Origin of the sequence: Thioalkalivibrio sp. AKL6 (assembly GCF_000376905.1) — a bacterium.
Classification (GTDB): Bacteria; Pseudomonadota; Gammaproteobacteria; order Ectothiorhodospirales; family Ectothiorhodospiraceae; genus Thioalkalivibrio; species Thioalkalivibrio versutus.
On sequence record NZ_AQXS01000007.1, the window covers coordinates 1 to 18,345 of the forward strand.

Here is an 18,345-nt window from a genome sequence, read left to right on the forward strand (position 1 = left end):
TGGATCGCCGACCGCCTGAAACAGCTTGCGTCTGTGTTCGCCGTCGATATCGCGGCCTATGCGGTCATGAGCAACCACTTCCATATCGTTGTGCGGGTGGACGAGGCGCGCGTCGAGCCCCTGGAGCGCGACGAGGTCCTCCGTCGCTGGACGCAGCTCTTCACGGGGCCGGTGATGGTGCAGCGGTATCTGGCCGATCCACAGGGGCTCGGTGCGGCCGAGATGAAGATCGTGGATGCCTGGGTGGAGACGTACCGCTCCCGACTCGCTGACCTGTCGTGGTTCATGCGCGTGCTGAACGAGTCGATCGCCCGTCAGGCGAACGCCGAGGACCGCGTGACGGGACGGTTCTGGGAGGGGCGCTTCAAGAGCCAGGCCCTGCTCGACGAGCAAGCGGTTCTGACGGCCATGGCGTACGTGGACCTGAACCCGATCCGGGCCAGGATGGCCCCCACGCCGGAGGCCTCCGAGTACACCTCGGTCGCGGAACGGCTTGCCCTGCTGCGAGCGACGTCCGGGGATGGAACAACGGTAGCCGGACGCGCCGCCGTCGATCCCGCGGTTCCAGGCGACAGCACTGCGCCGGCGGGACACACCAACGCTACGAGATCCGTCACACGAGGGAACCGGTCACGATCCGTTCCGCACCAAACAGAATCCTTGCAGCCGGAGACGGTCCTGGACGAACTGGTCCGCGCCCCGCTACTTCCATTCGACGCCACTGGCCGCGCGGAGTGCGCCGTGCCCTTCGGCTTCGAGGACTATCTGGATCTCGTGGAGGCAACGGGGCGCGTCATCCGCGAGGACAAGCGCGGCTTCATCCACGATGGCACCCCGCCCCTGCTGGCACGTCTGGGCATTGATCCCGATCAGTTCATCCGTGCGGCTAGCCGCATGTTGCAGCAATTCGGCAGCGCCATCGGAACACCGACCCATCTCACGGCCCGGTGCGATGCCCGCCAAACCCGCTATCTGCGAGGCATGGCGGCCGCCCGGCAGCTCTTCCCTCGGTCGGCAGCCTGATCCCGCCCCCCGGAACCAAGACCAGCCATTGGCCCAGCAATGATTTTGTACATACAATAATCAAATGGAGATTGAGTTCGACGCGGACAAGGATGCCGCGAATCAGGCCAAGCACGGGGTCTCACTCGCGCTGGCCGTGAGCCTGGAGTGGGAGACCCTTCTGGCCATGGAGGATCGTCGAAAGGACTACGGCGAATGTCGCATGCTGGGATACGCCCTGATGGGTGATCGCTTGTACTGCGTCATCTTCACGGACCGAGAGAATGTGCGAAGAATCATCAGCCTGCGCAAGGCGAATAACCGGGAGATCAGTCGTTATGTCCAGATCGTTGACGCTACGTAATGGCCGTCGGGTCTTGCTGAACGACCCGGAAGAGGAAACAGCGATTGAGGCCGGCATCGAAGCGGACCCGGAGACACACGCGCCTGACGAGGAGGAAGCGCGGGCACTGCGGCGCCCCGGCCGCCCCCCAATGGTGGTCACCAAGGAACGGATCACGATTCGCCTGTCGCCGGAGGTTGTGGAGGCCTTCCGCGCGACCGGAAAGGGCTGGCAAACCCGCATGGATGGTGCCCTGAAAGAATGGCTCCGGGAGCATCATCCAACGACGAAGTCCTGAATTGCCGACGCATCGCAGGACGCCAGGTGTTGGACTCTTGATCACTCCCCTCGGATCCGCCCCCTGCACAGCCTTAAAGCCCGACGCGCTATCGAGTGAAACCGACCCGCGAAGTCACACCCGCACCCCGTACTGTTCGATCTCCGAGCGCAGCGTCTCGCTTGCCTCGCTGATATCCACCAGGTCAAAGCTATACAGCGTGGGAAGCTCCTCGGTGCGCTCACGAAGCCGATCCCAATACCGGCTTGTTGCCTTCCCCGAAGGGATCACAGCCAGGTCGATATCGGAATGCGGCCGGGCGGTTCCCTTGGCCCATGACCCGAACCAAAACACTTCAGAAGCCCCCAAGCTCTTCCCTCACGACTCCGCCGCATTGGTGCCCAGCCCGTGACTCGGTTCAGGGGCAAATTCGCATCCTGATCACGGGCTTCCGGCACACGAAAAGTCAGCCACCCAGCACTCCCTGAGCCCGGTACAAATATCGCTCCGTCCGGGCTCGGCTCGCCGCCTTCTCCGGGCGCGCACCACTAGCAAGGCGAGCTCGACGCTTCGGAACTCCATCACCACACGATTAGCGGAACAGGTCAGCGGCCAGTGCCGGGCGGTGGAGCAGGAAACCCTGGCCGATGGCGCAGCCTTCCTGCAGCAGGAAGGCGCGCTGGGGTTCTTCTTCGACGCCCTCGGCGATGAGGTCCAGTTCCAGGGCGGCGGCCAGCGCGATGATCGCGCGGATGATGGATTCGTTGTGGCGGGAATGGCCGATGTCGCGCACCAGCGACTGGTCGACCTTGAGGCGGTGCAGCGGCAGGCGACGCAGATGCGCGAGGTTGGAGTAGCCGGAGCCGAAGTCGTCCATGGCCAGACGCACGCCGAGGCTGTCCAGCCGACGCAGGACCGCCAGGGCGCGCTCGGGGTACTCCATGATCATGGTTTCGGTCAGCTCGACCTCCAGGCGTTCGGGCGCGATGGCGAAGCGCCCCAGGGTCTCGCGCACGGTGGTGACGAGTTGCTCGTCGTGCAGCTCGCGCGCCGACAAGTTTACGGCGATCATCGGGATGTTCCGGCCCGCCTCGTCCCAGGCTGCGAGCTGGCGGCAGGCCGCCTCCAGCACCCAGCGGTCGATCGCCTGGATCAGGCCGGTCTCCTCGGCCAGCGGGATGAACTCTGCGGGGGATACCATGCCCCGGTGCGGATGGTTCCAGCGCACCAGGCTCTCGACCCCCACGCACTCGCCACTGGCCAGGTTGAACTGTTGCTGGAAGTGGAGCACGAACTCGTGGTTGACGATGGCCTGCCGCAAGTCGTTTTCCAGGAACAGCCGATGCTCGGTCAGGGTGCCCATCTCGGCGTCGTAGGCGCACCAGCTGTCCCCTCCCCGGCGCCGCGCATCCTGCATCGCCAGCTCGGCGGCGGTCAGGAGCTCTTCGCGCGTCTGGCCGTCGTCGGGGAAACGCGCCACACCGACACTCGCCGTGAGCACCAGCGCGCGCCCCGCGATCTCGAAGGGGGCCCGCAGGGTATCGATCAGCGACTGCACGAAGGTGCCGAGGGCTTCCTCGGGCGGGCTCTCGATGATCAGGCAGAACTCGTCGGCACCGATACGGGCTACCGTGTCCTCGGGCGACAGGGCCTGGCTCAGGCGCTGTGCAATGCCCTGCAACACGATATCCCCCGCCGCGGTCCCCAGGGTCTCGTTCACGTCGCGGAAGCGGTCCAGGTCCATCAGCACAACCCAGCGCGCCTCGCCGTCCGCCATGGCGCGTTCCACCGTGTGGCCCAGACGGTCCTGCAACAGGGCGCGATTGGGCAGGCCGGTACGCGCATCGTAGTGCGTCATCTGCCGCAGCTGTTCCTTCTGCTCCATGCTGGCGGTCAGGTCGGTCCAGCTGCCGACGATTTCCTGCCCGCCGCGCACGTTATCGCTCGCCACCACGCGTATCTCGTCACGTACGTGGCGCAGCTTGCCCCAGCCATCGAACAGGCGAAACTCGCGCACGATCTCACCATCCTCAAGGAGGCGTTGATTCTCGCGCAGCGCATTCGCTCGGTCCTCGGGGTGCAACTGGTGTTCCCACCAACCAGGACGCATCGCGCTCGCAGGTTCAATCCCGAACAGGCGCTGCAGATTGGGGCTAACCCACAAGGGCTCGAAGGTACGGGCATCGAGCTGGTAGGTCACCGCAGGTCCGCTGTCCAGCACGTGCTCGAGACGCTGGTTGACCGCCCTTAGCTCACTGGTACGCAGACGCACCTGCCAGCGCAGGAACACGCCCATCACCGCCAACAGCATTACCAGAGCCAGCGCTGCGAGCAGAGCCCACATCACCCAGCCCGGAAGGCCCGGCTCGTCCTGCGCGAGCAGCGTGGCCTCAAGGGCCTCCTGGTAGGGCGAGCCCGCCAGGGGCTTCCAGCGCTCCAGATAGGCGTCGATCAGTGCCAGACGCTCCGCCTGTGCGCCCGGCGCGGCCGCATAGTGCAGACCCACCTGGCCGAAGGTGATCGGCGTCTCCACCAGCCCGTAGGCGCGGGCGTGCTGGCGTCCGTAGAAGTTATTGCTGACGGCGGCATCGGCTTCGCCGGCCGGCACCGAGGCCAGCACCGCTGGGAGATCGCTGTAGGGAACCAGTTGGTACTCGAGACCCGGGTTGCCAATTTGTTGCCGGCGCAGGTGGCTTTCCTGCACCGAACCCTCCAGCACGGCGATGCGCCGAGAACCCATGGATTCCAGACTGCCGAACCCCGACTGCGGGAACGCGTATACCTGGCTCCAACCCTGGACGACCGGAATCTGGTGAAAGTCGAAGAATGCCTCGCGCGTGTCGGTCCGGGCCACATCGGGCATCAGATCCAGCCGGCCTTCGCGCAGATCGGCAAGGCATTGCGCCCATTCGCAGGGGACGTACTCGATCTGCCAATGCTCGCGGCGGGCGATGGAGTCCAGCAGGCGGACGAACAGGCCGTCGGCCTCCCCGTGCGCGTCCACGCTGACCTTGGGCGCGTTGTCGTACACGCCCACGCGCAAATCCGGCGCGGAGGCCGCGGAGGACGGCGCCCCAAACGCAACGAGCAGGCAGGCCAACGAGAGGCCAAGGCCGCGGAAAACGCGCATCTCCCGCACCCACCGTAGCAGGGGCCGCCTGGTTCGGGCCGATTGGGGCAAATCCGTTGCGCGCACACACTCTCTCGGGAAGGCGGACTCCCGCATAGTGCCATGCACTGATCGGCAATGCGCGCCCGATGCGCAAGTTCGGCTCTGGCGTCGTCCGAAGCACCCGCCCCACGAAAAACGGGGGGCTTTTGCCGCGCCTCGCGCATTGAGGGAACGGGGCTTCATGCAGAACCCTGACCGGCGACACCCAACACCCCGGGTGCGGGCGCCGCAAACGCAAAAGGCCGCCCCAAAGGGCGGCCTGTCGCAGGTGCTGCAATGATGGAGGCTGGGGTCGGAATCGAACCGGCGTACACGGATTTGCAATCCGCTGCATAACCACTCTGCCACCCAGCCTGTATCGGGTGGGTTTCGGCCCCACAGATGCTGGCGCATCTCCAGAGGCCGAAACAGAAAACCCCGGCGAACCGGGGTTTCAAAAATCTGTTGGAGCGGGAAACGAGATTCGAACTCGCGACCCCAACCTTGGCAAGGTTGTGCTCTACCAGCTGAGCTATTCCCGCTCTTCGTTATCGGCGCGTATTCTACCGCAGATTGGCCGCAGGTCAATACCCGCGGTAACCAATCGCATCTCCGCCGTGCACCGCCCGGTCGAAAACGACCACCTGGTTGCGCCCGGCGTTCTTGGCCACGTACATCGCCGCATCCGCCGCCCGCGACAACGCAGGGCCATCCGCCGCATCCAGCGGGAACAGGGCGACCCCGATACTGCAGGAGATCTGAACCTCGGTCCCGTCGCAGTCGAACGGCTCGGCCAGCGCAGCCCGGATCTTCTCGCCGATTGCCACGGCCTGCGCACGACTCGTCTCCGCCGACTGGAAGCGTGGCAGCATCACCACGAATTCGTCGCCCGCGATGCGCGCCGCCACATCGCTTTGCCTTATGGAACCCAACAGCCGCCGGGCCACCAGACGCAGGAGCCGATCCCCCATTGCGTGACCATGCTGGTCATTGACCGGCTTGAACTCGTCCAGATCCACAAACATCAGCGCGACCTGCTGGGCCTCACGGCGCGCGCCGGTCAGCTCGTGATCGAGGATCTGGTAGAACAGGGTCCGATTGGGCAGGTCGGTCAACGGATCGTAATGCGCCAGGCGCTGCATCTGCGCCTCGGTCTCCTTGCGCTCGGTGATGTCCCGAGCGATGCCGAGGAACGCCGTCACCCGGCCCGCGTCGTCCAGCACGGGCGAGACATTGCTGGTGTGCCAGCGGTAATGCCCGTCCTGGTGGCGGATGCGGTACTCGATACCGCTTTCCTTCTTCCCGGTGTCCGCAATCCGTTGCAGGAACGCGTAACACGCGGGCAGATCCTCCGGGTCCACATATTCGTCGATCGAGTGATCGATCGCCGCGCTGACCGGATAGCCGAGGTTCTCCGTCCAGTTGGGGGAGACGTAGGTGAGCACGCCGTCCGGGCGCAGCGAATAGATCACGTCGCTGGCAGTCTCGACGAAGGCGCGGAACTGCGCCTCGCTCTGACGCAGCTCCGCCTCGAGCTCCTTGCGCGTAGTGATATCGGTGGCGAAGCCGGTCCAGATGATCGTGCCATCCGCCAGCCGACGCGCGGTGTCATAGGCGGACAGCCAGATCACTGTGCCATCGCGGCACTGCATGCGGAACTCCTGAAGCCAGGGCTCCGAATGCTCGACCGATTCCATTGAGCTCCCCATCACCGCTTCACGATCCTCGGGATGGATACAGTCCAGCAACGGCGCGGCATCCTTCTTGAGGGCCGCACGATCCACACCGAACCAGCCCTCCACCACTTCACCCACGTAGGGATAGTCGAAGTGCCCATCGGGCGTCCTGCGCAATTGATAGACAAAACCCGGCAGCAGCCCCTGAAGGGCCTCCAGGGTCTGCATGTTGTCGAGATCAAGATCAGAAACGGGCATGGGCAGTCCACGCGCAGCACCGGGCAGGTGTCCGCAGTGTAGCCCCAAAGCCCCGGCCGACAAACACGCCGCCCCTTACTGCGAGCGCGCGGCCGCCAGCATGTACTGGATCATGGAGACCAGGGTCAGGGCGGCGGCCAGGTACAGCAGCCACTCGCCGATCAGGAAGGTGGGCAAGCCAACAATGGGCTCGGCCCACAGCAGCAGGAAGATCGCCACCATCTGCGCGGTGGTCTTCACCTTGCCCACCCAAGACACCGCCACCTTGGCGCTGCCACCGACCTCGGCCATCCACTCGCGCAGCGCGGAGATCGCGATCTCGCGCCCGATGATGACGATCGCGGCCAGCGCAATGCCGAGCTCGGGGTTGTGGTCCACTACCAGCACCAGGGCCGCGGCGACAATCAGCTTGTCCGCCACTGGATCGAGGAATGCCCCGAACCGACTGGTCACCTCCCAGCGCCGGGCCAGATAGCCGTCCAGCCAGTCGGTCACGCCCGCCAGGGCGAAGATGATGGCCGCCACGATTCCGCCCTGCGGCATGGACAGGCCGTAGAACGCGAGCACCAGTAACGGGATCATCACGATCCGCGACCAGGTCAGCCAGGTGGGCAATTGGGGAAACATGGCAGTGGCTCAACTCTCGTGAAACTGGTCGTAAATCGCCTGCGCGAGCCGGCGGTGAATCCCCGGCACCTTGGTCAGCTCCTCGACCCCGGCCCGGCTGACCCCGCGCAGGCCGCCAAAGTGCTTCAGCAGTGCGCTGCGACGCTTCGGCCCCAGCCCCGAGATCGCCTCCAGGGTGGACTCCTTGCGCGCCTTGGCACGGCGGGCGCGGTGCCCGGTGATCGCAAAGCGGTGGGCCTCGTCGCGGATCTGCTGGATCCAATGCAGCGCACCCGAATGCGCGGGGAGTATAGAGGGCGCCTCTACCCCGCTCAATATCAGGGTTTCCATGCCCGCCTTGCGCTCCTCGCCCTTGGCCACGCCCACGACCTTGATGTGGTCCAGCCCGAGGTCGGCCAGCACGTTCAGCGCCTGGGTCACCTGGCCCTTGCCGCCATCGATGAACAGGATATCCGGTTCCTGCCCCTCGCCCTTCTTGAGCCGTGCAAAGCGCCGGCTGAGCGCCTGATGCATGGCCGCGTAGTCATCGCCCGGTTCGATCCCCTCGATGTTGAAGCGCCGATAATCCGACTTGATCGGCCCTTCCGGCCCGAACACGACGCAGGAGGCCACCGTGCCCTCGCCGCCGGTGTGCGAGATGTCGAAGCACTCCATGCGCTTCGGCGTCTCCTCCAGGCCCAGCTCGGCCGTCAGCGCATCCAGGCGCGCCGTCTGTCCCGCCTGGCTGGCAATCCGGGTCTTCAGGGCCAGTTCGGCATTGCGCTGCGCCATGTCCAGCCAGCGTGCGCGGTCGCCGCGCAGCGACCAGGCCAACGCGACCTTGCCGCCCCGCCGCTCTGCCAGGTAAGCCTCCAGGGTCTTGGCACCCTGCGGCTCGTGCGACAGCAGGATGCGTGCCGGCGGCTCGCGTTCCGCGTAGTACTGCGCCAGCACCGCGGCCATGATCTCGTCGGTCTCGGTCGCCTCCGGCACGTTCGGGAACAGCTCGCTGTTGCCCAGGTTCTGCCCATTGCGCACGAAGAAGATCTCCACCGCGCAGGTCCCTGCCTCCTGCGCGAGGGCAAACACGTCGGCATCCCCCTCGCCGCCGGAGACGAACTGCTGCTCGGAGATCTGGCGCAGCCGCGCGATCTGGTCGCGCAGGCGCGCGGCATGCTCGAAGTCCAGGCGCGTCGAGGCCGCCTCCATCCGCTCCATCAGCTCCTCGATCACCGCCTCGCTCTTGCCTTCCAGGAACTTGACCGACGCCTCGACGTCGCGCGCGTAGTCCTCCGGGGAGATATGGCCGACACAGGGCGCGGTGCAGCGTCCGATCTGGTACTGCAGGCAGGGGCGCGAGCGGTGCGCAAACACGCTGTCCTCGCACTGGCGCACCTGAAAGAGCTTTTGCAGCAGCGCCAGGCTTTCGCGCACCGCGCCGGCCGAGGGGTACGGCCCGAAGTAGCGCATACCCTTCTTGCGCGCGCCACGATGAAACCCCAGGCGCGGGTATTCCTGGTTCGACACGTAGATGTAGGGGTAGCTCTTGTCGTCACGCAGCAGCACGTTGTAGCGCGGCCGGTGACGCTTGATCAGGTTGGCCTCCAGCAGCAGCGCCTCGGCCTCGGTATGCGTCACCGCGACACGGATATCCGCGATCTGCCGCACCATCGAGCGGATGCGCGGCCCGCGGTCGTCGCTCCCACGGAAATAGCTGGGCACCCGGCTCTTCAGGTTGCGCGCCTTGCCGACGTACAGCACGTTCCCGGCCGCATCCAGCATCTGGTAGACGCCAGGCGACTGCGTCAGCGTCTGCACAAAGCGCTTGTGATCGAATCCGGTTTCGGAGGTACTCATGATGGTTTCAGGATACCGGAATTCCCCCGCCGCCCGGCATAGCCCGCGTGCGAGCCCGGCGATGTCCGGGCTATCCTGATACTCAGTTTTTCTCTTGCCTCCCGCCCCGAAGGCCAACGTATCGAGAGGGTCGAGCCATGGACATCGCCGAACAGATCTATCAGGAGGCCAAGCGCCTGCCGGAGCCCCTCTCGCGCGAGGTGCTCGATTTCATTGGTTATCTGGAGGCGAAGCACGGTTTGAGTGACACCCCGATCGAAGACCTCAAGAAGGCGCAGGAGACGACACTGGGACCGATTTGGGACACCCCCGAGGACGAGGTCTGGGATGATCGCTGAGCCGGGGGCCATCGTTGCAATCCCATTCCCCTTTTCAGACCTGACGACCCGCAAACGCCGCCCCGTTTTAGTCCTTTCCGAGGTCGATCGCTTCGGAGACTCCGCCGCGTTAGGGAGACGCTGATCATGCGTTCGAAATCACCTCCGAGGTGCTGACAGAGGGTTCTCTTCCCAAAACGAGTTGGGTCCGGTACTACAAGATCTTCACCCTCAGCAGCCGACTGATCACCCATCAGTACGCAAAACTGGGAGAACCAACCTTTGCAGATATCCGCGCCCACTTTTGCCGCCACTTCGGGTGCTCGATCGCATAAGCAGTTGACCGCCTCGCCGGCACCGCCGATTGCCACGGCGCCTTAAGCGCCTCGCAATGACTGGAAGATTTAACCTCCGACGCGAATATCTACGCGAGGTACGTGCGAATGCGGGCGAAGAGTTCGTTGAACATGGCGGGGGTCAGGCGGCGGGTTTGGGTGTTGTAGCGCGAGCAGTGGTAGGAGTCGATCAGACGGGTGTGTGCGTCCAGCGCGTGTTCGGCGCCGTGGCCAAAGCGCAGACTCGACAGCGGCAGGCCCTTCGCGCGCAGGATGGCGTCGTGGGCGATCTTGCCCAATGCCAGGATCACCCGTGGCTGCATCGCGGCCATCTCGGCGGCGAGGAAGCCGTTGCAGGTGCGGATCTCTTCGGTGGTCGGCTTGTTCTGCGGCGGGAGGCATTTGACCGCGTTGGTGATGCGGCAGTCGATTAGCTCCAGATCGTCGTCCGCACGCACGCTCTCCGGTGCACTGGCGAAGCCGTGTTCGTGCAGGGTCTGATACAGGAGCACACCGGCATAGTCGCCGGTGAACGGGCGCCCGGTGGCGTTGGCCCCGTGCATACCGGGTGCCAGGCCAACGATCAGCAGCCGCGCATCCAGCGGGCCGAAGGACGGCACGGGCGCGGCGTGATACTCGGGGTGCTTCGCCCGCACGTCCTCCAGAAAGCCCGCCAGGCGCGGGCAGGCGCGGCAGTCCGCGGCGAAGATCTCGCTAGGAGGCATCCGGCCACTCGCGATAGGGATTCCGGGCGAGTTCGGTGTTGTAGTAGCGCGGATCGTGCGAGACCTCCTCGCCCAGCCAGTCCGGACGCGGGAATTCGGCGTCGCTGCTCGGCAACTCCAGCTCGGCCACGATCAGGCCCGCATTGGCGCCCTCGAACACGTCGACCTCGTATTCCCAGCCCTCGACGTCCACCCAGTGGCGGGTCTTTTCGACCTGCGGGCCGGCCAGCGTGTCCAGCAGGCGATGGGCCTCGTCCACGGGGATGTCGTACTGGTATTCGTCGCGTTCCACGCCGAGGGTCGCGCTCTTGATGTTGAGGTTGGCGCCGCCCTCGTCCACTCGCACGCGGATGGACGCGCGGTCGTTGCCGCACAGGTAGCCCTGGCGCATGCGCTGCGCACGCACGACACGGTCACGCCAGGCATCACTGGCCAGCAGGAATTTGCGTTCGATCTCGCGGCCCATGCCGAATGCTCCTTGTGTTTCCCCAGGATGCCGAGGACCCTCCCGGTCGATCGCCACGGCGCTGCGCGCCTCGCGATGACGCATCCGGGTGATGCGCCACGGACCCCGGTTACATCCGGATGAGCGCGGAGCCCCAGGTGAATCCGCCGCCAAAGGCCTCGGTCAGGATCAGGTCACCCTTCTTGATGCGACCGTCGCGCACGGCGGTATCCAGCGCCAGCGGGATGGACGCGGCCGAGGTGTTGCCGTGGCGATCCACCGTGACCACGACGTTGTCCATGGACATGTTCAGCTTCTTCGCGGTCGCCTGGATGATGCGGATGTTCGCTTGGTGCGGCACCAGCCAGTCCAGCTCGGATTTGTCGATCCCGTTGTACTCGAGGGTCTCGTCGACGATCTGGTCCAGGGTATTCACTGCCACGCGGAAGACGGCTCGGCCTTCCATGCGAATGAAGTCGAGATCCGGGTTGCTGTCCGGCTGCGACACGCCACCCGGAACCTCCAGCAGGCTCTTGTGGTGGCCGTCGGCATGCAGGTGCGTGGAGATGATGCCCGGGTCCGGCGAACGCGACAGGATCACGGCACCCGCACCGTCGCCCCACAGGATGCAGTTGCCGCGGTCGGTGTAATCGGTAATGCGCGAGAGCGTCTCCGCCCCCACGACCAGCACATGCCGGATCTCGTCGCTCTGCATGAAGCGGTCGGCAGTGGCCAGGGCATACACGAACCCACTGCACACCGCCTGGATATCGAAGGCCGGACAGCCCCCCACACCCAGCTTGGCCTGCAGGATGCACGCGGTGCTGGGGAAGATCTGATCGGGGGTGGTGGTTGCGACCAGGATCAGGTCGAGGTCGGCGGCGCGGATGCCAGCGGCGTCCATTGCACGCTCGGCGGCCTTCAGCGCGAGATCCGAGGTCACCTCGTTCTCGGCGACGATATGCCGCTCGCGGATTCCGGTGCGGTCGCGGATCCAGGCATCCGAGGTATCGACCATCGCCTCCAGCTCGGCGTTGGTCAGGATGCGCTCGGGCAGATAGCTCCCGGTCCCGCTGATGCGTGCATGCTTCACTCGCTTGTCTCCTGGCCCAGGAGCTGGCCAAGCTGCTTGTCGATCCGACTCGAGATGTTCGCCTCGGCCTCGATGCGGGCAATGCGGATCGCGTGCTCGAAGGCCAGCTCGTCGGCACTGCCGTGGCTCTTGATCACCACACCCTGCAAGCCCAGCAGCGAAGCACCGTTGTAACGGCGGTGGTCGAACCGATGACGGATCCGGCGCAGTACCGGCAGTGCGAACAGGCCGGACAATCGAGAAAACACCGATGCATCGAACTCCGCCTTCATTTTGGAGGAGATCATCTTGGCCACGCCTTCGCTGATCTTCAGCGCGACGTTGCCGACAAAGCCGTCACAGACCACCACGTCCACATCGCCACAGTAGACGTCGTTCCCCTCGACGAAGCCGATGTAGTTGAGGCTGGATTCTTCCAGCATGCGGCCGGCCTCGCGCACGCGGTCATTGCCCTTGATCGCCTCGGAGCCGATGTTCAGCAGGCCGACCCGCGGGGCCTCCAGGCCGTCCACGGCATTCGCCAGCACCGATCCCATCACCGCGAACTGATACAGATGCGCGGCCTCGACATCCACATTGGCGCCCAGGTCGAGCATGTGGGTATGCCCGTTCATCGACGGCAGGGCCGTGGCGATGGCCGGACGATCGATGCCGGGGAGGGTCTTCAGGACGTACCGCGCAGTGGCCATCAGACCACCCGTATTGCCGGCGGAGACGCAGGCCTGGGCCGCCCCGTTCTTCACCTGGTCAATGGCGACCCGCATGGAGGAGTCGCGCTTGGTGCGCAGGGCCACGGCCGGCAACTCGTCCATGCCGACCACCTGGCTGGCATGCACCATCTCGACCCGCTCGCGTTCGCTCGCGGACCAGCCGGATATCCCGGACTCGATGGTCTCCTGGTCACCGACCAGCAACAGGCGGAAATCGTCTGCGACCTTCAGTGAACGGCGCGCAGCCGGAAGGATGACGGACGCACCGTGGTCGCCGCCCATCACGTCCAGTGCGATGGTAAAACTGGCAGTCATGCTCGGGCCCGACGGACGACCGCACAGCGGCCGTATTCAAACGCGGAAAGGCCACGGCGCAAACGCAGCCGTGGCCCCGGGACGGTCATTCCCTGGACCTTAATCTTCGTCTTCGTCGACTTCGACGGCCTGCTGGATCACCTGACGACCGCGGTAGAAACCATCCGGAGTCATGTGGTGACGACGATGGATCTCGCCGGTGGTCGGGTCGGTCGACAGAGTAGCGCCCGTCAGACTGTCGTGGGAGCGGCGCATATCGCGCTTGGAACGAGTCTTGCGGCGTTGCTGAACAGCCATGATGCATCTCCAGATTGATCAAAATCCCGTGGCGACGGGAGTGAGCCCGGTATCAAATCGGGCGCAAGTATAACGGTTCGGCCCGGACAATGCCCCGGCCGGCGCTCACGTCATGAGCCGCCCCGGTCCGGGCCGCCCTTCTTGAGTTGTTCGAGCACCGCGAACGGATTTTCGGCGCCCTCGCCTTCCTCGAATTCGGCCCCGGCGGCGGGTTCGCAGTCCGCATGGCGCGGCACCAGTGGCCACGCCAGCAGGATCTCTTCCTCGACCCATGCCGCGGGGCGCAACAGGCCATCCGCCTCGAGAGCGACAAAGTCATCGCCCTCGCTCATGCCCGCCGGCGTGCCTTCCGGTGGCAGCAGCACGGCATCCGGTTCAAGGCGGAATTCCCATGCCATCGGCTGCAGGCAACGCTGGCAGGTCTGCCACAGCTCGCCGGTAATCGTCCCGCTCAGCCGTATCTCGTCCAGCGCCCCGCGTTTCAGCTGGAATTGCGCGTGCACCCGCAACGGGTGTCCCGCCAGGGCATCGGCACGCAACCGCGGCAGCTCTTCCGCACGCAGGTCACCCTCGAATTCCAGGTGCCGCGCACGCGGTTGCCACGGGTCAAGAGAAACGGGGATGCGACTCATAAACGGCTCGGTTGCAAGGGCGCGGAATATACGCGCGCGAGGGCGATCTGTCAAAGCGAAACAGAAACTTGCAGCCGCCCCAAACGACGTCGATACTCGGGTTGTCATCGACCTGCCCGGGGCCTTCCGTTTGATTCGCAAGCTGCTCATTGCCAACCGGGGCGAAATCGCCGTGCGCCTGATCCGGGCATGCAGCGAACTGGGGATCATCTCGGTCGCCGTCTATACCGATGCCGACCGCCACGCCCTGCACGTGAAGAAGGCCGACGAGGCCTACGCCATCGGCCCGGACTCCATGGGCGGGTACCTCAGCATCCATCGCCTGATCAGCGTCGCGCGCGCCGCCGGCTGTGACGCGGTGCACCCGGGCTACGGCTTCCTCTCCGAAAACCCCGACTTTGCCGCGGCCTGCGCCGCCCGCGACCTGATCTGGGTCGGCCCGGATGCGTCGGTGATCCGCCGCATGGGCGACAAGGTGGCCGCGCGCCGGGCGATGATCGAGGCCGGGGTGCCGGTCACACCCGGCTCGGAGGGCAACCTGGAGGGCGTCACCGCGGCGCTGGAGGTGGCCGAGCGCATCGGCTACCCGGTGATGCTCAAGGCCACCAATGGCGGCGGCGGACGCGGCATTCGCCTGTGCGAGGATGCCGCCGCTCTGGAGCACAACTTCGAGCGCGTGCGCTCCGAGGCCACCCGTGCCTTCGGCAGTACCGAGATCTTCCTCGAGAAGGCCGTGGTCAATCCGCGACACATCGAGGTGCAGATCCTCGGCGATGCCCACGGCCATGCGATCCACCTGTTCGAACGCGACTGCTCGGTGCAGCGCCGCCACCAGAAGCTGGTGGAGATCGCCCCTTCGCCACAACTGGACGAGGCGCAGCGCCAGTATCTGGGCGAGTTGGCGGTGCGCGCCGCGCTCGCCGTCGGCTACCAGAACGCCGGCACCGTCGAGTTCCTGATGGATGCGGATGATTCGTTCTATTTCATGGAAATGAACACACGACTTCAGGTAGAACATCCAGTTACCGAGATGATCACCGGGGTCGACATCGTGCAGGAACAGCTGCGCATCGCCGCCGGCGAGCCGCTGCGCTACGAACAATCGCAGATCACCCGCCGCGGCTATGCGATGGAGTTCCGCATCAACGCGGAAGACCCGAAGAACGACTTCCTGCCGAGCTTCGGCCGCATCACCCGCTACTTCGCCCCGGGCGGCCCGGGCGTTCGCACCGACGGGGCCATCTACACCGGCTACACCATCCCGCCGCATTACGACTCGATGTGCGCCAAGCTGATCTGCTGGGCCCTGGAGTGGGACGACCTGCTGGCCCGCGCCAATCGTGCGCTGCGGGACATGGGCGTGTTCGGGGTCAAGACCACCATCCCGTTCCACCTGGCCATCGTTGACCACCCGACCTTCCGCAGCGGGCACTTCGATACCGGGTTCGTCGCGGCCCACCCGGAGCTGACGCACTTCCCCGGCAAGCGCTCGGACCGCCAACTGGCGGTGGCCGTTGCCGCAGCCCTCGCCGCCCACCACGGGTTATAACCCCGGCCACCGGACTGACCATGGATCGAGTTCACATCACCGATGTCACCCTGCGCGACGGCCACCAGAGCCTGATCGCCACGCGCATGCGCACCGAGGACATGCTGCCAATCTGCGAGCAGATGGACGCCATCGGCTTTCACTCGCTGGAGGCCTGGGGCGGTGCCACCTTCGATGCCTGCGTGCGGTTTCTCAAGGAGGACCCCTGGGAGCGGCTGCACCAGCTGAAGGCCGCGCTGCCGAACACCCCGCTGCAGATGCTGCTGCGCGGGCAGAACCTGCTCGGCTATCGCCACTACGCCGACGACGTGGTGCGCGCCTTTGTCGAACGCTCGATCGCCGGTGGCATCGACATCATCCGCATCTTCGACGCGATGAACGACGCGCGAAACCTGCGCACCGCGATCGAGGCCACCCGCGAGGCCGACGCCCATGCCCAGGGCACGCTCTGCTACACCACCGGACCGGTGCATTCGGCCGCCGAATTCGTCGCCCTGGGACGCGAGCTGGTCGCGATGGGCGCGCAGAGCATCGCGATCAAGGACATGGCCGGGCTGCTCACCCCGAGCGCCACCCGCGAGCTGGTCACCGAGCTGGTGGATGCCCTGGACGTGCCGATCCACCTGCACGCCCACGCCACATCGGGGCTGTCCGAGCTGTGCCACTGGCAGGCCATCGAGGCCGGCTGCCGGCATATCGAGACCGCGATCTCGGCATTCGCCGGGGGCACCAGCCACCCGCCAACGGAGAGCCTGGTCGCCGCCCTCGCCGGCACCGAGCACGACACGGGCCTGGATCTGGTCGCGCTGCAGAAGATCGGGCTGTACTTCCACGAGGTGCGCAAGAAGTACCAGCGCTTCGAGAGTGAGTACACCGGCGTCGACACCCGCGTGCAGATCAACCAGGTGCCCGGCGGGATGATCTCCAACCTGGCGAACCAGCTGCGTGACCAGAACGCGCTGGATCACTTTGATGCGGTGCTGGAAGAGATCCCCCGGGTCCGCGAGGATCTCGGCTACCCGCCGCTGGTCACCCCCACCTCGCAGATCGTCGGCACCCAGGCGGTGATGAACGTCCTCGCCGGGGAGCGCTACAAGACCATCACCAACGAGGTGAAGCAATACCTGACCGGGCACTACGGCCGGGCGCCCGGCCCGATCAACAGCGTCGTGCGGCAACAGGCCATCGGCAATGCCGATGTCATCGATTGCCGCCCGGCCGACCTGCTGAAACCGGAGATGGCCACCCTGACTGACGAGATCGGAGACCTCGCCCGGGGCCCGGAGGATGTCCTGACCTTCGCCCTGTTCCCCGAGGTAGGACGGCAATTCCTGGAGCAGCGCCGCGACGGCACGCTCAGCCCGGAACCGCTCAACCTGCCGGAGAACACCCAGGCCGGCTGCCCGGCCCCGGTGGAGTTCAACGTCACCTTCCACGGCGAGACCTATCACATCCAGGTCAACGGCTCCGGCCATCACCGGGAGGACACCCGCCCGATGTATGTGACGGTCGACGGGATGCCGGAAGAGGTCCAGATCGAGACCCTGGACAGCATCGAGACCGCCGGCAACGGCGGCGCCGAACGCAGCCGCGGGGGCAGCGGAGGCAAGAAGTCGCGCCGTGCGACCCGGCCGGGCGACGTCACCACCTCCATGCCCGGCACCATCATCGACGTGCTGGTGGCCGAGGGTGACAAGGTCGAAGCCGGGCAGCCAGTGCTGGTGCTGGAGGCGATGAAGATGGAATCGGAAATCGCCGCACCCGTATCCGGCACGGTCACCGCAGTGAACGTCACCAAGGGGGCCGCCGCCAATCCGGACGACGCCCTGATCGAGATCGACGGCGACGATGGCTGATACCGCACGAAGACTGGTCCTCGCCTCCACCTCGCGCTATCGCGCCGAACTGCTGGAGCGGCTGCATCTGCCCTTCGAGACCGCGCGCCCGGGGGTGGACGAGACCCCGCTGGCGCATGAATTGCCCGAGGCGATGGTGACGCGTCTGGCCGAGGCCAAGGCCCGGGCGGTCGCCGATGTCTATCCCGACCATCTGGTCATCGGCTCCGACCAGAACGCCAGCCACGCCGGGCAGGTCCTCGGCAAGCCCGGCGACAGCGTCCACGCCGAGGCGCAACTCGCGGCGCTGTCCGGGGAAACGGTTACGTTCCACACCGGCCTGTGCCTGCTGGACACGGCCACCGGGAAGGTGCGGACAGGCCAGGTACCGTTCACCGTGACCTTCCGCGAGCTGAGCGCCGAGGAGATCCGGCGCTACGTCGCACTGGACCAGCCGCTGGATTGTGCCGGCAGCTTCAAGTCCGAGGGGCTGGGCATCAGCCTGTTCGCGCGCATGAGCGGCGACGACCCGACCGCGCTGGTGGGGCTACCGCTGATCACCCTGGGAAACTGGTTGCGCGAAGCGGGTGTGGCCGTCCCGCCCGCAGCGGCCTGAACACCGGCCCGGCAACCTCCAAGAACGGGCGCCCCCGCGTCTAGGGAAACACTGATTAATGTACACGCTCGCGTTGGTACCCCAGGTTTTCCGAGACAAGGCGCGGTGCGCAGCCGGTAGTGGTTCTACCGCCAAGGGCCGCAACGCAGGATCGGGGAACCTGGGGTACCAACCCCACAGATCATTGAAAGTAGGGGCTCGGCCGCCCGTTGTTGATGAAAACGGGCGCGCGCACGGCGTTGCGGCTCCCTTGTGCAGAATGACTGCACGGCAATCACCGCGCCTTGTTCGCACGCAAAAGCGACT

Annotated in this window: 18 protein-coding genes and 2 tRNA genes; 7 read left to right on the forward strand and 13 right to left on the reverse strand. The window is 65.8% G+C overall.

The genetic code is table 11. The features are described from left to right. The 3 genes from D575_RS0101545 to D575_RS0101555 form a co-directional block, all read left to right on the forward strand. On the forward strand, positions 1 to 1,023 hold a 1,023-nt coding region (locus tag D575_RS0101545; protein WP_018144150.1), incomplete at its 5' end, for a hypothetical protein. Between the two features lie 64 nt (positions 1,024 to 1,087). Then, on the forward strand, positions 1,088 to 1,366 hold the full coding sequence (locus D575_RS0101550) for a BrnT family toxin (RefSeq protein ID WP_018144151.1): 279 nt from the start codon (positions 1,088 to 1,090) through the stop codon (positions 1,364 to 1,366). Between the two features lie 13 nt (positions 1,367 to 1,379). Continuing rightward, the gene (locus D575_RS0101555; protein WP_018144152.1) at positions 1,380 to 1,643 is read left to right on the forward strand and encodes a BrnA antitoxin family protein; all 264 of its coding nucleotides are present in this window, start codon (positions 1,380 to 1,382) and stop codon (positions 1,641 to 1,643) included. 114 nt (positions 1,644 to 1,757) lie between these two features. Here the strand turns inward: D575_RS0101555 and D575_RS13580 are convergent, their stop codons facing one another. The 7 genes from D575_RS13580 to uvrC form a co-directional block, all read right to left on the reverse strand. After that, a complete protein-coding gene (locus D575_RS13580; RefSeq protein WP_231367497.1) occupies positions 1,758 to 1,991 on the reverse strand; it encodes a nucleotidyltransferase family protein in 234 nt (77 codons plus the stop codon). A 223-nt stretch (positions 1,992 to 2,214) separates the two neighbouring features. Further along, positions 2,215 to 4,659, reverse strand: a complete 2,445-nt coding sequence (locus D575_RS0101565; RefSeq protein WP_026182006.1) for an EAL domain-containing protein — start codon at positions 4,657 to 4,659, stop codon at positions 2,215 to 2,217. A 415-nt stretch (positions 4,660 to 5,074) separates the two neighbouring features. Continuing rightward, positions 5,075 to 5,148 (reverse strand) — tRNA-Cys (locus D575_RS0101570). A gap of 91 nt (positions 5,149 to 5,239) precedes the next feature. Continuing rightward, positions 5,240 to 5,315 (reverse strand) — tRNA-Gly (locus tag D575_RS0101575). Between the two features lie 42 nt (positions 5,316 to 5,357). Further along, positions 5,358 to 6,707 (reverse strand): diguanylate cyclase domain-containing protein, encoded by a 1,350-nt coding sequence (locus D575_RS0101580; RefSeq protein ID WP_026182007.1) that lies wholly within the window; start codon positions 6,705 to 6,707, stop codon positions 5,358 to 5,360. A 75-nt stretch (positions 6,708 to 6,782) separates the two neighbouring features. Further along, a complete protein-coding gene (gene pgsA / locus D575_RS0101585; protein ID WP_018144156.1) occupies positions 6,783 to 7,334 on the reverse strand; it encodes a CDP-diacylglycerol--glycerol-3-phosphate 3-phosphatidyltransferase in 552 nt (183 codons plus the stop codon). A gap of 9 nt (positions 7,335 to 7,343) precedes the next feature. Continuing rightward, positions 7,344 to 9,170 (reverse strand): excinuclease ABC subunit UvrC, encoded by a 1,827-nt coding sequence (gene uvrC, locus D575_RS0101590; protein ID WP_018144157.1) that lies wholly within the window; start codon positions 9,168 to 9,170, stop codon positions 7,344 to 7,346. A 137-nt stretch (positions 9,171 to 9,307) separates the two neighbouring features. On the opposite strand from uvrC, the gene D575_RS0101595 reads away from it, so the two are divergent. Next, positions 9,308 to 9,508 carry a DUF2281 domain-containing protein gene (locus D575_RS0101595; protein ID WP_018144158.1) on the forward strand — a complete coding sequence of 67 codons (201 nt, stop codon included), beginning with the start codon at positions 9,308 to 9,310 and terminating at the stop codon, positions 9,506 to 9,508. 403 nt (positions 9,509 to 9,911) lie between these two features. Here D575_RS0101595 and D575_RS0101600 read toward each other — a convergent pair whose 3' ends face one another. The 6 genes from D575_RS0101600 to D575_RS0101625 form a co-directional block, all read right to left on the reverse strand. Then, positions 9,912 to 10,547 (reverse strand): uracil-DNA glycosylase, encoded by a 636-nt coding sequence (locus D575_RS0101600; RefSeq protein WP_018144159.1) that lies wholly within the window; start codon positions 10,545 to 10,547, stop codon positions 9,912 to 9,914. Further along, complete coding sequence (locus D575_RS0101605) at positions 10,537 to 11,013, reverse strand: CYTH domain-containing protein (RefSeq protein ID WP_018144160.1); 477 nt, start codon at positions 11,011 to 11,013, stop codon at positions 10,537 to 10,539. Before D575_RS0101605 ends, D575_RS0101600 begins: the two co-directional genes overlap by 11 nt. Positions 11,014 to 11,122: 109 nt before the next feature. After that, positions 11,123 to 12,085 carry a beta-ketoacyl-ACP synthase III gene (locus D575_RS0101610; protein WP_018144161.1) on the reverse strand — a complete coding sequence of 321 codons (963 nt, stop codon included), beginning with the start codon at positions 12,083 to 12,085 and terminating at the stop codon, positions 11,123 to 11,125. After that, on the reverse strand, positions 12,082 to 13,110 hold the full coding sequence (gene plsX / locus D575_RS0101615; protein ID WP_018144162.1) for a phosphate acyltransferase PlsX: 1,029 nt from the start codon (positions 13,108 to 13,110) through the stop codon (positions 12,082 to 12,084). Before plsX ends, D575_RS0101610 begins: the two co-directional genes overlap by 4 nt. Positions 13,111 to 13,209: 99 nt before the next feature. Then, the gene (rpmF, locus tag D575_RS0101620; RefSeq protein ID WP_018144163.1) at positions 13,210 to 13,407 is read right to left on the reverse strand and encodes a 50S ribosomal protein L32; all 198 of its coding nucleotides are present in this window, start codon (positions 13,405 to 13,407) and stop codon (positions 13,210 to 13,212) included. A 110-nt stretch (positions 13,408 to 13,517) separates the two neighbouring features. After that, entirely contained in the window at positions 13,518 to 14,039 is a 522-nt protein-coding gene (locus tag D575_RS0101625; RefSeq protein WP_018144164.1) for a DUF177 domain-containing protein, read from the reverse strand. Between the two features lie 130 nt (positions 14,040 to 14,169). Between D575_RS0101625 and D575_RS0101630 the strand changes: the two genes are divergently transcribed. From D575_RS0101630 to D575_RS0101640, 3 genes are read left to right on the forward strand one after another with little or no spacing between them, the layout of a single operon-like run. Then, complete coding sequence (locus D575_RS0101630; protein WP_018144165.1) at positions 14,170 to 15,588, forward strand: acetyl-CoA carboxylase biotin carboxylase subunit; 1,419 nt, start codon at positions 14,170 to 14,172, stop codon at positions 15,586 to 15,588. A 20-nt stretch (positions 15,589 to 15,608) separates the two neighbouring features. Then, positions 15,609 to 17,444, forward strand: coding sequence for a sodium-extruding oxaloacetate decarboxylase subunit alpha (gene oadA / locus D575_RS0101635; protein ID WP_018144166.1), 1,836 nt, complete (start codon positions 15,609 to 15,611; stop codon positions 17,442 to 17,444). Then, positions 17,437 to 18,039 carry a nucleoside triphosphate pyrophosphatase gene (locus D575_RS0101640; protein WP_018144167.1) on the forward strand — a complete coding sequence of 201 codons (603 nt, stop codon included), beginning with the start codon at positions 17,437 to 17,439 and terminating at the stop codon, positions 18,037 to 18,039. The genes oadA and D575_RS0101640 overlap by 8 nt, the downstream gene beginning before the upstream one ends. Positions 18,040 to 18,345 lie beyond the last annotated feature (306 nt).